This is a genomic window from Streptomyces sp. NPDC005494 (assembly GCF_042872025.1).
Lineage (GTDB): Bacteria > Actinomycetota > Actinomycetes > Streptomycetales > Streptomycetaceae > Streptomyces.
The window spans coordinates 233,989-248,895 of sequence record NZ_JBIAJR010000001.1; the positions used below are offsets into that span (position 1 = coordinate 233,989).

Consider the following 14,907-nt stretch of genomic DNA (forward strand, 5'->3'; position numbering starts at 1 on the left):
GCCTGCCCCCGGACACCTCCGGGGGCAGGCCCTTCTCGTCGTCCGCGCAGGCGCCTACTCGGCGGCCTTCTTCTTCTCCTCGGCGTCCTCGATCAGCGCCTCGGCCAGCTGCTGCATGGACATCCGGCGGTCCATCGACGTCTTCTGGATCCAGCGGAACGCGGCCGGCTCGGAGAGCCCGTAGTCCGTCTGCAGGATGCTCTTCGCCCGGTCCACCAGCTTCCGGGTCTCCAGCCGCTGCGACAGGTCCGCGATCTCGTTCTCCAGCGCCTTCAGCTCGGCGAACCGGGACACGGCCATCTCGATGGCCGGGACGACGTCGCTCTTGCTGAACGGCTTCACCAGATACGCCATCGCACCGGCGTCCCGGGCCCGCTCCACCAGGTCGCGCTGCGAGAACGCGGTCAGCATCAGGACCGGGGCGATGGACTCCTCGGTGATCTTCTCGGCGGCGGAGATCCCGTCGAGTACCGGCATCTTCACATCGAGGATCACGAGGTCGGGGCGGTGCTCCCGCGCCAGCTCGACGGCCTGCTGCCCGTCCCCGGCCTCGCCGACGACGGAGTAGCCCTCTTCCTCCAGCATCTCCTTGAGGTCGAGGCGGATGAGCGCCTCGTCCTCGGCGATGACGACGCGGGTCGTCAGCGGCGGGACGTGCGACTTGTCGTCGTCGACGGCGTCTACGGGCTGGGGCGACTCGGGGGTGGTCACGGGGGCTCCTTGTTCCAGGGCAGGTACAGCTCCCACGAGCCTACCTAGCTACGATATGGTGACACTACGCAGGGCAGGCGATGCCCTTACTTTCCAAGGCCCCAGTACTCCAACTGGTTAGAGAGGCCGCTCTCAAACAGCGGACAGTGTGGGTTCGAATCCCACCTGGGGCACTTTTCCTTACTTTCCAAGACTGCAGCGAATTGATCTCAATCCACGAGATCGTGTGATCACCTTTCGCGATTCTGTCTCCGCGCCAGTTTCGTGCGTCAAGGTCGACAACGTGTACGACCTCGATACGCGCAAGCACGCTCTGGCGCTCGTCGCTCAAGGCTTCAGCCAGAACTCCGTGAGCAAGCAGACCGGGATCTCCCGGGCTGCCATCCGCTCCTGGCTTCAACGAATAGAGCCTCTCGGCTATGACCGGGCCGCCGAATGCCCTCGGTGCAGCAGCACCCCGAGGCTCCCCGACGACCCCGGCTCGTACTCATACCTGCTCGGCCTGTACCTCGGTGACGGCTGCATCAGTTCCGCCAAGCGGGGCGTCTACTCCCTCCGCATCGCGTGTGCCGACGCATGGCCAGGGCTCATCGACGCCTGTGTCACGGCGGTACAACGCGCGCGGCCGGCCAACAAGGTCTGCCGAGTGCAGAGCCAGGGCTGCCAGTACGTCACGAGCTTCAGTAAGCACTGGCCCTGCTTCTTTCCTCAGCATGGGCTTGGAAAGAAGCATGATCGCAAGATAGTCCTCGAAGCATGGCAACAAGAGATCGTGGACGCCCACCCCTGGGACTTCATCCGCGGTCTCATCCACTCCGACGGCTGCCGGGTCATCAACTGGACCACTCGACTCGTCGGCGGGGAGCGTAAGCGCTACGAGTACCCCCGATACTTCTTCACCAACAAGTCCGACGACATCCGCAAGTTGTGCAGTGACACTCTCACTGCGGTCGGCGTGGAGTGGACCACGCTCGCCCGCGGCAGCAACCCGTTCAACATCTCCGTAGCCCGACGGGCGTCCGTAGCTCTCATGGACGCTCACGTCGGGCCGAAGTACTGACGACCGTTGTCTACTTCGGGCTGTCGTCCTCGCCGATGTGGTGCACCCGTACCAGGTTCGTCGAGCCGGCGACCCCGGGCGGCGAGCCCGCCGTGATGACCACGATGTCGCCCTTCTGGCAGCGGCCGATCCTCAGCAGCTCCTCGTCCACCTGGGCCACCATCGCGTCCGTCGAGTCCACGTGCGGCCCGAGGAACGTCTCGACGCCCCACGTCAGGTTCAGCTGCGCGCGGGTGGCCGTGTCCGGGGTGAAGGCCAGGAGCGGGATCGGGGAGCGGTAGCGGGAGAGGCGCTTGACGGTGTCGCCGCTCTGGGTGAAGGCCACCAGGAACTTGGCGCCGAGGAAGTCACCCATCTCGGCCGCCGCGCGGGCGACCGCGCCGCCCTGGGTGCGGGGCTTGTTGCGGTCGGTGAGGGGCGGGAGGCCCTTGGCGAGGATGTCCTCCTCCGCCGCCTCGACGATGCGTGCCATGGTGCGGACGGTCTCGACGGGGTACTTGCCGACGCTGGTCTCGCCGGAGAGCATCACCGCGTCCGTGCCGTCGATCACGGCGTTGGCGACGTCGGATGCCTCGGCGCGCGTGGGCCGGGAGTTGTCGATCATCGAGTCGAGCATCTGGGTGGCGACGATGACCGGCTTGGCGTTGCGCTTGGCCAGCTTGATGGCGCGCTTCTGGACGATCGGGACCTGTTCCAGGGGCATTTCGACGCCGAGGTCGCCGCGGGCGACCATGATCCCGTCGAAGGCGGCGACGATGTCGTCGATGTTGTCGACGGCCTGGGGCTTCTCGACCTTGGCGATGACCGGGAGGTGACGGTTCTCCTCCTGCATGATGCGGTGGACGTCGTCGATGTCGCGTCCGGTGCGCACAAAGGAGAGGGCGATGATGTCGGCGCCGGTGCGCAGGGCCCAGCGGAGGTCTTCGATGTCCTTCTCGGAGAGTGCGGGGACGGAGACGGCGACTCCGGGGAGGTTGAGTCCCTTGTGGTCGGAGACCATGCCGCCTTCGATGACGGTGGTGTGGACGCGGGGTCCGTCGACCTGGGTGACTTCGAGGGTGACGCGGCCGTCGTCGATGAGGATGCGTTCGCCTGCGGTGACGTCGGCGGCGAGGCCGTCGTAGGTGGTGCCGCAGGTGTGGCGGTCGCCTTCCATGGGTTCGACGGTGATGGTGAAGTCGTCGCCGCGTTCAAGGAGTACGGGGCCTTCGGCGAAACGGCCGAGGCGGATCTTCGGGCCTTGAAGGTCGGCGAGGATTCCTACGCTGCGGCCGGTTTCCTCGGAGGCTTTACGAACGCGGTGGTAGCGCTCTTCGTGTTCGGCGTAGGTGCCGTGGCTGAGGTTGAGGCGGGCGATGTCCATTCCCGCTTCGACCAGTGCCTTGATCTGGTCGTATGTGTCGGTTGCGGGTCCCAGGGTACAAACGATTTTCGCTCGGCGCATGGTTCGAGCCTAGACCTTACCTGCGGGTAGGTATTTGTCTCTGCATGACTGCGCAACGGCCTTTGGGTTAAGGGTTATTGCCAACTGTTGAATTGTGCGGCGGGGTGCTCCGATGAGCGTGCCCGGGGCCGCGTCGGCCTGAGCGCGGGTTGTCGCTGGTCACCAGATCGCAACCTGCCCGGGGTGTTGCGGGTGGTGGTGGCTGGGCCAGAATCTACGCGCGTTGTTCGTACGAACGAGGAGTCAAGGATGCCGTTGAACCGTAGGACGTTTCTGGGCCGTTCGGCTGTCGCCGGTGCGGGTGTGGCGCTGGCCGGAGGGGTCGGTGCCGGGCCCGCGGCGGCCTCGGAGTCGCGGGGGCACGGTCACGGCCGTCCTGCGAAGCGGTACTCGTTCACCGTGATGGGGACGACGGACCTGCACGGGAACGTCTTCAACTGGGACTACTTCACGGACAAGGAGTTCGACGACAAGGCGCACAACGATGTCGGGCTGGCGAAGATCTCGACGCTGGTGGATCAGATCCGGGAGGACCGGGGGCGCCGCAACACGTTGCTGATCGACGCCGGGGACACGATCCAGGGCACTCAGTTGTCGTACTACTACGCGAAGATCGACCCGATCACGGCGAAGCGCGGTCCGGTGCATCCGATGGCGCAGGCGATGAACAAGATCGGATATGACGCGGCGGCGCTCGGGAACCATGAGTTCAATTACGGGATTCCGGTGCTGAGGAAGTTCGAGGAGCAGTGTGATTTCCCGCTGCTGGGTGCGAATGCGCTGGACGCGAAGACGTTGCGGCCGGCGTTCGCTCCGTATGTGATCAAGCGGATGCGGACGCCGCACGGCCGTGATGTGCGGGTGGCGGTGCTGGGGCTGACGAATCCGGGTATCGCGATCTGGGACAAGGCGAATGTGGGCGGGAAGATGGTGTTCCCGGGTCTTGAGGAGCAGGCGGCGAAGTGGGTGCCGAAGCTTCGTTCGATGGGCGCGGACGTGGTGATCGTTTCGGCGCATTCGGGTTCTTCGGGTACGTCGTCGTACGGGGACCAGTTGCCGTACGTCGAGAACGCGGCGGGTCTGGTGGCGGAGCAGGTGCCGGGGATCGACGCGATTCTGGTGGGTCACGCGCATTCGGAGATTCCCGAGTACTTCGTGACGAACAAGGAGACGGGGAAGCAGGTCGTTCTTTCGGAGCCGTTGAAGTGGGGGCAGCGGCTGACGCTGTTCGACTTCGATGTGGTGTGGGAGAAGGGCCGTTGGGTGGTCGAGAAGGTCGGTGCTTCGGTGCTGAACTCGAACACCGTGGAGGAGGACCCGCGGATCACGTCGCTGCTCGGTGACGAGCACCGGGAGGTCGTGGCGTATGTGAACCAGGTGATCGGGACGTCGGTGTCGGCGATGTCGACGGTGGATGCGCCGTGGAAGGACGAGCCGGTCATCGATCTGATCAACGTGGTGCAGGCGGAGACGGTGAAGGCGGCGCTGGCGGGCGGGGAGTACGCGGCGTTGCCGGTGCTGTCGCAGGCGGCGTGCTTCTCGCGTACGGCGGCGATTCCCGCCGGTGAGGTCACGATCAAGGATGCGGCGGGTCTGTATCCGTTCGAGAACACGCTGGAGGCGCGGCTGCTGACGGGTGCGCAGCTGAAGGATTATCTGGAGTACTCGGCGCGGTATTACGTGCAGACGGCTGCGGGGGTGCCGGTGGACACGGCGAAGCTGACGAATGCGGAGGGTATCCCGGATTACAACTACGACGTGGTGTCCGGGGTGACGTACGAGATCGATGTCGCGAAGCCGGTGGGTTCGCGGATCGTGGGGTTGTCGTTCGAGGGTGCGCCGGTGGATCCTGCGGCGCGGTTCGTGTTCGCGGTGAACAATTACCGGGCGAGTGGTGGGGGCAACTTCCCGCATGTGCCGGGGGCGAAGCAGCTGTGGGCGAATTCGGATGAGATCCGGAACACGATCATCGGTTGGGTCGAGGCGAAGGGGACGGTGGATCCGGCGGAGTTCGCGTCGGTGGACTGGCGTCTGACGCGGGACGGTGTGCCGGTGTTCTGACCGGTAGGCGGTCCGCTGTGATGGGGGCCGGTGTGATGCCGGCCCTGTGATGCGGGCCGGTGTGGGGCGGCCGTTCTCCTTCTGGGGAGCGGCCGCTTCTTCGTCCCCGGTGGAGTGGGCGGGTCAGACGGCTGCCAGGGTCGCGCTGAGTGCGAGCAGGACGAGTCCTCCCGTGGTGATGACGATTCCGAGGTATCTGTAGAACGCACGGCCGACGCCGTCGGTCTGGGTGAGGCCGAGGTTGCCGGTCAGCTGCGCCCTGGCGTGCAGGACGGCGCGTCTGCGTGTAAGCGTGGCGTCTATGGCGCCGCGGATGTCGAATGCCCATTTTCCTCCGTACCAGATGGCTGCGATTCCCAGCACGGCGAGGAGTGCCAGGGCTCCGGTGGGTGTGGAGTCGGCTGTGGTCGATGCGGTGATGATCATGGTGGGCATCGTGGCACCTGGAGGTCGTGGCCGACAGGCTTTCGTCGTGGGTTCCGGTCCTGGAGGGTCCGGCTCGGGGGGCCGGCGCCGGAGTGCGCCCTGCGGTCATGGCCTTGCGTGCTTCCTTCCCTCCGCTTCTCGCTTCTCCCCGGAGGTGCTCAGTGGTCTTGTGCGAGGTGCGTGGACGGGTTGCCCTGTCCGGGGACGGTGGTCGCTGTGTGGGGGGTGAGGCCGAAGGTGGTGAAGGCGGTGCGTTGTGGGAGGGGGTAGGGGGTGGTGCCGGTGAGGTTGTTGAGGATGGTGGCGCTGCGCCAGGCGGCGAGTCCGAGGTCGGGTGCGCCGACTCCGTGGGTGTGGCGTTCGGCGTTCTGGACGTAGATGTTGCCGGTGAGGGTGGGGTCGAGGTCGAGGCGGAAGTCGGTGTGGATGCGGGGGCGTCCTTGGGTGTCGCGGCGGATGTGGGGGGCGATGCCGGTGAGGAGGGTGTCGAGGGGGCGTTCGCGGTAGCCGGTGGCGAGGACGACGGCGTCGGTGGTGAGGCGGGTGCGGGTGGCCTGCTGGGTGTGTTCGAGGTGGAGTTCGATGCGGGTGCCGGCGCCTGAGAGCCGGCCTGCGGTGCGGACGCTGACTCCGGGGGTGAGGGTGGCGTCCGGCCAGCCGCCGTGGAGGGTGCGCCGGTAGAGCTCGTCGTGGATGGCGGAGATGGTGTCGGTGTCGATGCCTTTGTGGAGTTGCCACTGCTGGGGGACGAGGTGGTCGCGTACGTGTTCGGGGAGTGCGTGGAAGTAGTGGGTGTAGTCGGGGGTGAAGTGTTCGAGGCCGAGCTTCGAGTACTCCATGGGTGCGAAGGCCTGGGTGCGGGCGAGCCAGTGGATCTTCTCGGCTCCGCGGGGGCGGGCGCGGAGGAGGTCGAGGAAGATCTCGGCGCCGGACTGGCCTGAGCCGATGACGGTGATGTGGCCGGCTTCGAGGAGTTCGTCGCGGTGGTGGAGGTAGTCGGCGCTGTGGATGACGGGGACGCCGGGGGCTTGTGCGAGGGGGCGCAGGGGTTCGGGGATGAAGGGTGCGGTGCCGACGCCGAGGGCGATGTGGCGGGTGTGGGTACGGCCGAGTGCTTCGGTTTCTCCGTCGGGGCCGAGGCGGGTGTAGTCGACTTCGTAGAGGTCGCGGTCGGTGTTCCAGTGGATGGCGTCGATCTGGTGGTTGAAGCGGATGGTGGGGAGTTGTTCGCTGACCCAGCGGCAGTAGGCGTCGTATTCGGCTCGGTGGATGTGGAACTGCTCGGCGAAGTAGAAGGGGTAGAGGCGGTCTCGGGTGCGGAGGTAGTTGAGGAAGGTCCAGGGGCTGGTGGGGTCGGCGAGGGTGGTGAGGTCGGCGAGGAAGGGGACCTGGAGGGTGGCGCCGTCGATGAGGAGGCCGGGGTGCCAGTGGAAGGAGGGGCGTTGTTCGTAGAAGGCGGTGGTGAGGGCGTGGCCCGGGGTGGTGGGGAGGCCGTGGGCGAGGGCTGCGAGGGAGAGGTTGAAGGGGCCGAGTCCGATGCCGATGAGGTCGTGGGTCCGGTCGCCTTCGGGGGTGGTCCGGTCGGTCATCGGAGGGTGCTGCCTTCCGTGGTGGCGTGGGCGTGGGTGACGTGGGTGAGGAGTTGCCGGAGGTCGTCGGGGGTGGTGTGGGGGTTGAGGAGGGTGGCTTTGAGCCATAGGCGGTCGCCGGTGCGGGCGCGGCCGAGGACGGCGTGGCCTTGTTCGAGGAGGGTGCGGCGGATGGTGGCGACGGTGGTGTCGTCGGTGTGGGTGGGGCGGAAGAGGACGGTGCTGATGGTGGGGCGGGCGTAGAGGTCGAGTGCGGGCTGTTCGTCGATGAGGTCCGCGAGTTGGTGGGCGGTGGTGAGGGTGCGGTCGATGAGGTCGGCGAGTCCGTCGCGGCCGAGTGCCTGGAGGGTGACGGCGATCTTGAGGGCGTCGGGGCGGCGGGTGGTGCGCAGCGAGCGGCCGAGGAGGTCGGGGAGTCCGGCGTCGGTGTCGTCGTCGGCGTTGAGGTAGGGGGCGTGGTGGTGGAGGGGGTCGAGGTCGTGGTGGTGGGGTACGGCGAGGATGCCGGCTGAGGCGGGTTGCCAGCCGAGTTTGTGCAGGTCGAGGGTGACGCTGTGGGCACGGTGGAGGCTGCGTAGGGCGTGGCGGTGGGTGGGGCTGAAGAGGAGGGGTCCGCCGTAGGCGGCGTCGATGTGGAGTTCGGCGTCGTGGGTGGTGGTGAGGTCGGCGATGTCGGTGAGGGGGTCGATCTGGCCGGTGTCGGTGGTGCCTGCGGTGGCGGTGACGAGGAGGGGGCCGTCGTTGCGGATGAGGGCGTCGCGGAGTGCGGTGAGGTCCATGACGCCGGTGGGGGCGGGGATGACGACGGGTTGTGGGAGGCCGAGGAGCCAGGCGGCGCGGGTGATGCTGTGGTGGGCGTTGGCGGCGCAGATGGTCTGTACGGGCCCGTGGCGTTCGCGGGCGAGGAGGAGGGCGAGTTGGTTGGCTTCGGTGCCGCCGGTGGTGACGAGGGCGTCGGGGTGGGGGGTGTGGGGGTAGATCTCGGCGGCGAGTGCGGTGGTGAGGGTGGTTTCGAGGGCGGAGGCGGCGGGGGCCTGGTCCCAGGAGTCCATGGAGGGGTTGAGGGCGGAGGCGGCGAGGTCGGCTGCTGCGGCGAGGGCGAGGGGTGGGGTGTGGAGGTGGGCGGCGCAGTGGGGGTGTGCGGGGTCGGCGGCGCCTTCGGCGAGGGCGGTGACGAGGGTGCGCAGGGCGTGGTGGGCGCCGGTTCCGTGGTCGGGGATGAGGGGGCCGGTGGTGCGGTGGAGCTGGTGGGTGACGGTGTGGGGGCCGCCGGCGGGGAGGGGGCCGTTGCGGCGGGTGGCTCCGTCGTGGAGGGCTTGGAGGACGGTGTCGAGGAGGGGGCGCAGGTGGGCGGGGCCTGCGGTGCCTCCGGCGAGGGGCGGGGTGGGCATGGGTGGTGTGGTCCTTCGGGTGGGCGGGGGCGGTGGGGTCAGCTTGTCCGGATTTCGGAGGGGGCGGCCGAAGAGCCCAACGATCTGAACCCGAAAGGGGTACTGCTGTGCGGTGTGGGTGGGTGGGTGGCGGTGGGGCTGGTATAGGCGTTCGTCGCCCGTACGACTGTGCCCGGCCTTTCTGTCGAAGGGCCGGGCACAGGGGTGTTGCGGTGTGTGGGTCAGTGGGCTTCGCGTACGGCGAGTGCGCGGCGCAGGTCGTCGAGCTGGTCGGTGAGTTTGCGGCGGAGTGCGGGGGTGAGGGCGGGGTCGTCGAGGGTGGCGGTGCCGAGCCGGAGGCTGTCGGTGTCGATGGCGTGGGCGGGGAAGGCGTAGCGTCCGGCGGCTTCGGCCATGGCGGGTCCGCGGCGGGCGGCGAGGGCGGTGGCGTCGGGGTAGTAGCGGGCGACGTAGTCGTTCAGGAGGTCGCTCTGTTCGGGTTGCCAGAAGCCTTGGGCGGTGGCGGTGAAGAGGTAGTTGGACAGGGTGTCCTCGGTGAACATGGCCTGCCAGGCGGCTTCCTTGGCTTCGGGGGTGGGGAGGGCGGCGCGGCAGCGGGCGGCGCCTTCCTGTCCGGTGGCGCTGGGGTCGTTGCCGAGTTCGTGGGTGATGGCGGCTTCGTCGGTGGCGCCGAGGACGGCGAGGCGGGTGAGGATGCGCCAGCGGAGTTCGGGGTCGAGTTCGGGTCCGCCGGGGACGGTGCCTTCGGTGAGCCAGTTCTGGATGCCGTCGGGCTGGGTGGCGGCGTCGATGAAGTGGCGTACGGCGGTGAGGCGGAGGCCGGGGTCGGGGCTGCCGGGCGGGGTGCCGTCGTGGTGGGGTTCCCAGTCCTTGGCGGTGAGGCCTTCGGTGCGGCGTAGGAGGTCGCGGCAGAGGGAGGTGAGGGTGGCGAGGGCGGTGGGGCGGTCCTGGGGGGCGAGGTAGCGGTCGGCGATGTGGGTGGCTGCGAAGCCGAGGACGCCTTGGACGAGGGCGAGGTCGGTCTCGTACGGGAGGTGGGTGCGGGCGGCGGTGAGGTAGGTGGCGGGGTGGAGTTCGCCGTCGCGGACCATGTCGCGGGCGGTGTTCCAGAGGAGGGCGCGGGTGAGGGCGTCGGGGATGCCGGAGAGGTGGGTGAGGGCGGTGTCCCAGGACGGGGTGTCGAGGCGGATCTTGGCGTAGGTGAGGTCGTTGTCGTTGAGGACGACGAGGTCGGGGCGGCGGCCGGGGTGGGTGGCGGGGGTGCCGTCCTGGGGGATGTCGAGTTCGAAGCGGTCGCGCAGGACGAGTTGTTCGGTGCCTGTCTGGGTGTCGAGGCTGTGGTCGTAGGTGCCGACGGTGATGCGGTGGGGGCGGTTGCCGGTGCGGTCGACGGTGAGGTTCCAGCTGTTGCCGGTGTTCTCGACGTGGGCGGTGAGGGTGTCGATGCCGGTGGTGCGGAGCCAGCTGGTGGCCCAGGTGTGGACGTCGCGGTCGGTGGCGGTGGCGAGGCTGTCGATGAAGTCGGCGAGGGTGGCGTTGGCGAACTTGTGCCGGGTGAAGTGGGTGTTGATTCCGGCGAGGAAGTCCTTCTCGCCGAGCCAGGCGACGAGCTGGCGCAGGGCCGAGGCGCCCTTGGCGTAGGAGATGCCGTCGAAGTTGAGGAGGGCGGAGGCGGTGTCGGGTACGGAGTCGGGGTCGGGGGCGACGGGGTGGGTGGTGGGGCGCTGGTCGGCGTCGTAGCCCCAGCCCTTGCGGGCGACGCCGAAGTCGGTCCAGGTGTCGGTGAAGCGGGTGGCTTCGGTGAGGGTCTGGTAGCCCATGTACTCGGCGAAGGACTCGTTCAGCCAGATGTCGTCCCACCAGGTGAGGGTGACGAGGTCGCCGAACCACATGTGGGCCATCTCGTGGGCGATGACCATGGCGCGGGTCTGGCGTTCGGTGTCGGTGACGGCGGAGCGGTAGATGAATTCGTCGCGGAAGGTGACGAGTCCGGGGTTCTCCATGGCGCCGGCGTTGAATTCGGGGACGAACGCCTGGTCGTAGGAGTCGAAGGGGTAGGGCTCGTCGAACTTCTCGTGGTAGCGGTCGTAGCAGGCGCGGGTGATGCCGAGGATCTCGTCGGCGTCGGCGTCGAGGTGGGGGGCGAGGGAGCGGCGGCAGTGGATGCCGAAGGGCAGTCCGGCGTGGTGGGTGGTGACGGAGTGCCAGGGTCCGGCGGCGACGGCGACGAGGTAGGTGGAGATGGGTGGGGTGGGGGCGATGGTCCAGCGGCCGTCGGTGGCCTGGGTGGTGGTTCCGTTGCCGAGGACCGTCCAGCCGGTGGGGGCGGTGACGGTGATGTCGAAGACCGATTTGAGGTCGGGCTGGTCGAAGGCGGCGAAGACGCGCTGGACGTCGTCCATGAAGAGCTGGGTATAGACGTAGGTCTCGCCGTCGGCGGGGTCGGTGAAGCGGTGCATGCCTTCGCCGGTGCGGGAGTAGCGCATGGTGGCGTCGACGGTGAGGTCGTGGGGGCCTTCGGTGAGGCGGTCGAGGGGGTAGCGGTTCCCGTCGAGGCGTTCCGGGTCCAGCGGTTGTCCGTCGAGGCTGAGGGCGCGCAGGGTTTCCGGCTTGATCTCGACGAAGGTGTCTCCGGCCTCGTGGGCGGTGAACCGGATGGCGGTCCTGGAGTCGAAGGTCTCCTCGCCCGTGGTGAGGTCGAGGTCGACCGTGTACCGGTGTACGTCGAGGAGCTGGGCGCGGGTCTGCGCTTCGTTGCGCGTCAGTACGGACATGGCGCCCATGCTGCCGTACGGCCGGGGGCGTGTGCAGTGGGGTTCTCGCAGGGCTGACGGGCGGTGCGGGCCCGCTGCGCCACGGCGTGTCCGGGGGTGTGTGCGGGGTGCCGGCCGCCTGCGGCGGGGGTGCCGCACGCGGCCGGTTCGGGTCAGGCGTCGGGGCCCGCTGTCTCCTCGGCGATGCGCTCGTGGTGGCGGATGACTTCGGCGACGATGAAGTTCAGGAGCTTCTCGGCGAAGGCGGGGTCGAGCTTGGCGCTCTCGGCGAGCTGCCGCAGCCGGGCGATCTGGCGGGCTTCGCGGGCCGGGTCGGCGGGCGGCAGGTGGTGTTCGGCCTTGAGGTGGCCGACCTGCTGGGTGGCCTTGAAGCGCTCGGCGAGCATGTGGACGACTGCGGCGTCGATGTTGTCGATGCTTTCGCGCAGTCGGTTCAGCTCGGCGGTGGCGTAGGCGTCGATGTCGCTCGTGGTCATGGTCAGCGAGCTTAGACGCACCCGTGGTGGCCTGGTCGCGGGTGGGTGCGGGGGCCGGTCCGGCAGTGCCCGGCGGGCCGGGGCGGGTGGGTGCCGGGGCGGGCGCGTGGTCAGAGGGCCGGGTCGGGCCGGCTGTCGGGGGTGGTGCGTGCCTGGCGGTCGCGGAAGCGCACGGGCGGGGCGCCGACGCGGCGGGCGAAGAGGCGGGAGAAGTAGGCGGGGTCGTCGTAGCCGACGCGGCGGGCGACGGCCGCGACCGGCAGGTCGGTGGCGGCGAGCAGTTCCTTGGCGTGGCTGAGCCTGATGTTCAGCAGGTAGTCCTTGGGGGTGTGTCCGGTGGCTCGTTTCACGGCGGCGCGCAGTCCGGCGGGGGTCATGCCGTGGCGTGCGGCGTGTTCGGCGACGGTGAGGGGCTGGAGGGCGTCGCGGGCGAGGGCCTGGAGTACGGATGTGCCGTCGGGCCCGGTGTCGGCGCGTGCGCGGCGCAGGGCGACGAGGAGTTCGTGGAGTGCGGCGCCTGCTTCGACTTCGAGGAGGGGGTTGTCGTGGCGTGCGGCGCGGACGATGCGGCTGATGGCGGCGCGGGGGCCCGCGGTGTCGGTGAGGGGGACGAGCGGGCGGTCGGGTTCGATGTAGCCGAGTTCGGTGTAGGTGGTGGTGGCGGGGCCCGTGAAGTCGACGAAGCTCTCGTCCCAGCCGGTGGGGTCGGCGCCGTAGTGGTGGGGCGTTCCGGGGGTGAGCCAGATGAGGCTGGGTGCGGTGACGGCGGTACGGCGGCCGTCGGGGGCGGTGATCCAGCCGCTGCCGGTGTTGACGAGGACGGCTGTGTGGTGGTCGAGGGTGCGGGGGCCGACGGTGGGCAGGGCGCCGTGCTGGAGGCCGACACCGAGGCAGGCGAGGCCGAGGCGGTGGTGGCGGGGGCTGGGGGTGAAGAAGCGCATCCAGGTGTGGTGCACCGGTTTCGCCTCCTCGTGGGGCGTTGCGTCCAACTGTCGGCGGTCTTTCTCCATGGACCGGGGTGTGCCCGGGGGTGATGCTGAGGGCCGGTTCGGGGATCTCGCACTCAGGAGCGTACGAGCACGATGACTGACTTCCGCGTGGAGGACGACCACTTCCTGCTCGACGGGCGGCCGGTGCGGCTGCTGTCGGGGGCTTTGCACTACTTCCGGGTGCACGAGGCGCAGTGGGGGCACCGGTTGTCGATGCTGCGGGCGATGGGGCTGAACTGTGTGGAGACGTATGTGCCGTGGAATCTGCACGAGCCGCGGCCGGGTGAGTTCCGGGATGTGGGGGCGCTGGGCCGTTTCCTGGACGCGGCGCAGCGGGCGGGGTTGCGGGCGATCGTGCGCCCGGGGCCGTACATATGTGCCGAGTGGGAGAACGGTGGGCTGCCCGCGTGGGTGACGGGGCGGTTCGGGCGGCGGGTGCGGACGAGGGACGCGGGGTACGGGGCGGCCGTGGGGCGGTGGTTCGGGGAGCTGCTGCCGCAGGTGGTGGACCGGCAGGTCACGGGGGGCGGGCCGGTGCTCATGGTGCAGGTGGAGAACGAGTACGGGAGTTACGGCTCGGACGGGGTCCATCTGGAGGAGTTGGCGGGTCTGTTGCGGCGGTGCGGGGTGACGGTGCCGCTGTTCACGTCGGACGGGCCGGAGGACCACATGCTGACGGGGGGTTCGGTTCCGGGTCTGCCGGCCACGGCGAACTTCGGTTCGGGGGCGCGGGAGGCGTTCGGGGTGCTGCGCCGGCACAGGCCGCGGGGTCCGTTGATGTGCATGGAGTTCTGGTGCGGCTGGTTCGAGCACTGGGGCGGCGAGCGGGTGGTGCGGGATCCCGCGGGGACGGCGGCGGAGCTGCGGGAGATCCTGGAGTGCGGTGCGTCGGTGAATGTGTACATGGCGCACGGGGGGACGAACTTCGCCGGGTGGTCGGGGGCGAACCGTTCGGGTTCGCTGCAGGACGGGGCGTTGCTGCCGACGGTGACGTCGTACGACTACGGCGCGCCGGTCGACGAGTACGGGCGGGCCACGGAGAAGTTCTGGCGGTTCCGTGAGGTGCTGGCCGAGTACGGGGAAGGCCCGCTGCCGGAGTTGCCGGCGGAGCCGGTGGGGCTGCGTGGACGGGTGCGGGTGGAGTTGACGCGGGGTGCGTCGCCGGGGGATGTGCTGGAGGCGCTGGGCGATCCGGAGACGGCGGAGTCGGGGGTGCCGCCCACCTTCGAGGACCTGGGTGTGGACCGGGGTGTGGTGCGTTACCGGGTGGGTGTGCCGGGGCCGCGGCAGGCGTATCCGCTGGGTGTCACGGGGTTGCGGGACCGGGCTGTGGTGTACGTGGACGGGGTGCGGGCGGGGGTGCTCACGGAGGAGGACCACACGCTGGAGGAGCCGGTGGCGGGGCCCGCCGAGGTGGAGTTGTGGGTGGAGTCGCTGGGCCGGGTCAACTACGGGCCGCGGCTGGGCGAGCCGAAGGGCGTCACCGGCGGGGTGCTGCACGAGCGGCAGTTCCTGCACGGGGTGCGGGCACGGGCGCTGCGTCTGGACGCGTTCGAGGTGCCGGGAGCGGTGGACCGGGTGGTGTTCGAGGATGCCGGGCAGGTGGGACCGGTGGGCCTGTTCCGGGGGTCCTTCGAGCTGGCGGACGCGACGGGGACGGGGCACGCGGGGCTGGAACTGCCGGGCTGGACACGGGGGTTCGTGTGGGTGAACGGATTCTGCCTGGGCCGCTACTGGTCGGTGGGGCGCCGGCGTCCGTTGTACGTGCCGGGGCCGGTGCTCCGTGACGGAACCAACGAGGTGTGGGTGCTGGAGCTGGAGGCGGCGGGCGAGCTGTTCGTGGAGCTGGGCCCGGGTGCGCCCGTCGGGGAAGACGTCCCCGGGGAGGAACTGGACTGAGCGGGGCGGGAGGACCGCCACCGACCAGGGCGGCGCACCCGCACCGCCCACCGTCGCGCACCCGTACCGCCCCCCGTCGCACAGCCG

The 14,907-nt window shown here is 69.3% G+C and carries 11 protein-coding genes and 1 tRNA gene; 4 read left to right on the forward strand and 8 right to left on the reverse strand.

The features are described 5' to 3' along the window. Nucleotides 1-54: 54 nt before the first annotated feature. Nucleotides 55-711, reverse strand: a complete 657-nt coding sequence (locus ACFYQ6_RS01090) for a response regulator (RefSeq protein WP_145802285.1) — start codon at nt 709-711, stop codon at nt 55-57. 98 nt (nt 712-809) lie between these two features. Between ACFYQ6_RS01090 and ACFYQ6_RS01095 the strand changes: the two genes are divergently transcribed. Then, nucleotides 810-884: transfer RNA gene (locus tag ACFYQ6_RS01095), tRNA-Leu, on the forward strand. A gap of 110 nt (nt 885-994) precedes the next feature. Then, nucleotides 995-1,771, forward strand: coding sequence for a helix-turn-helix domain-containing protein (locus ACFYQ6_RS01100; protein ID WP_388759607.1), 777 nt, complete (start codon nt 995-997; stop codon nt 1,769-1,771). Nucleotides 1,772-1,781: 10 nt separating this feature from the next. On the opposite strand, the gene pyk is transcribed toward ACFYQ6_RS01100, so the two are convergent. Continuing rightward, a complete protein-coding gene (gene pyk / locus ACFYQ6_RS01105) occupies nt 1,782-3,215 on the reverse strand; it encodes a pyruvate kinase (RefSeq protein WP_388759610.1) in 1,434 nt (477 codons plus the stop codon). A 249-nt stretch (nt 3,216-3,464) separates the two neighbouring features. On the opposite strand from pyk, the gene ACFYQ6_RS01110 reads away from it, so the two are divergent. Then, nucleotides 3,465-5,276, forward strand: a complete 1,812-nt coding sequence (locus ACFYQ6_RS01110; RefSeq protein ID WP_388760894.1) for a bifunctional metallophosphatase/5'-nucleotidase — start codon at nt 3,465-3,467, stop codon at nt 5,274-5,276. A 123-nt stretch (nt 5,277-5,399) separates the two neighbouring features. Here ACFYQ6_RS01110 and ACFYQ6_RS01115 read toward each other — a convergent pair whose 3' ends face one another. From ACFYQ6_RS01115 to ACFYQ6_RS01140, 6 genes are all read right to left on the reverse strand, one after another. Further along, nucleotides 5,400-5,702: a hypothetical protein gene (locus tag ACFYQ6_RS01115; RefSeq protein ID WP_388759613.1), complete on the reverse strand. Its 303-nt coding sequence runs from the start codon at nt 5,700-5,702 to the stop codon at nt 5,400-5,402. 158 nt (nt 5,703-5,860) lie between these two features. Then, nucleotides 5,861-7,291: a SidA/IucD/PvdA family monooxygenase gene (locus ACFYQ6_RS01120; RefSeq protein WP_361583307.1), complete on the reverse strand. Its 1,431-nt coding sequence runs from the start codon at nt 7,289-7,291 to the stop codon at nt 5,861-5,863. Further along, complete coding sequence (locus ACFYQ6_RS01125; protein ID WP_388759616.1) at nt 7,288-8,682, reverse strand: pyridoxal phosphate-dependent decarboxylase family protein; 1,395 nt, start codon at nt 8,680-8,682, stop codon at nt 7,288-7,290. The genes ACFYQ6_RS01120 and ACFYQ6_RS01125 overlap by 4 nt, the downstream gene beginning before the upstream one ends. Before the next feature lie 221 nt (nt 8,683-8,903). Beyond that, entirely contained in the window at nt 8,904-11,456 is a 2,553-nt protein-coding gene (pepN, locus tag ACFYQ6_RS01130) for an aminopeptidase N (RefSeq protein ID WP_361583312.1), read from the reverse strand. A 152-nt stretch (nt 11,457-11,608) separates the two neighbouring features. Continuing rightward, nucleotides 11,609-11,932 carry a chorismate mutase gene (locus tag ACFYQ6_RS01135; RefSeq protein WP_145802271.1) on the reverse strand — a complete coding sequence of 108 codons (324 nt, stop codon included), beginning with the start codon at nt 11,930-11,932 and terminating at the stop codon, nt 11,609-11,611. Nucleotides 11,933-12,042: 110 nt separating this feature from the next. Continuing rightward, entirely contained in the window at nt 12,043-12,888 is an 846-nt protein-coding gene (locus ACFYQ6_RS01140) for an AraC family transcriptional regulator (RefSeq protein ID WP_361583468.1), read from the reverse strand. 126 nt (nt 12,889-13,014) lie between these two features. Between ACFYQ6_RS01140 and ACFYQ6_RS01145 the strand changes: the two genes are divergently transcribed. Next, nucleotides 13,015-14,820, forward strand: coding sequence for a beta-galactosidase family protein (locus tag ACFYQ6_RS01145; protein WP_388759621.1), 1,806 nt, complete (start codon nt 13,015-13,017; stop codon nt 14,818-14,820). Nucleotides 14,821-14,907 lie beyond the last annotated feature (87 nt).

Excerpts from the sequence above, each read along its gene's own strand:
- pyk (WP_388759610.1), bottom strand. The coding sequence starts at position 3,215 with ATGCGCCGAGCGAAAATCGTTTGTACCCTGGGACCCGCAACCGACACA.
- ACFYQ6_RS01110 (WP_388760894.1), top strand. The coding sequence starts at position 3,465 with ATGCCGTTGAACCGTAGGACGTTTCTGGGCCGTTCGGCTGTCGCCGGT.
- ACFYQ6_RS01115 (WP_388759613.1), bottom strand. The coding sequence starts at position 5,702 with ATGATCATCACCGCATCGACCACAGCCGACTCCACACCCACCGGAGCC.
- ACFYQ6_RS01120 (WP_361583307.1), bottom strand. The coding sequence starts at position 7,291 with ATGACCGACCGGACCACCCCCGAAGGCGACCGGACCCACGACCTCATC.
- ACFYQ6_RS01125 (WP_388759616.1), bottom strand. The coding sequence starts at position 8,682 with ATGCCCACCCCGCCCCTCGCCGGAGGCACCGCAGGCCCCGCCCACCTG.
- pepN (WP_361583312.1), bottom strand. The coding sequence starts at position 11,456 with ATGTCCGTACTGACGCGCAACGAAGCGCAGACCCGCGCCCAGCTCCTC.
- ACFYQ6_RS01135 (WP_145802271.1), bottom strand. The coding sequence starts at position 11,932 with ATGACCACGAGCGACATCGACGCCTACGCCACCGCCGAGCTGAACCGA.
- ACFYQ6_RS01145 (WP_388759621.1), top strand. The coding sequence starts at position 13,015 with ATGACTGACTTCCGCGTGGAGGACGACCACTTCCTGCTCGACGGGCGG.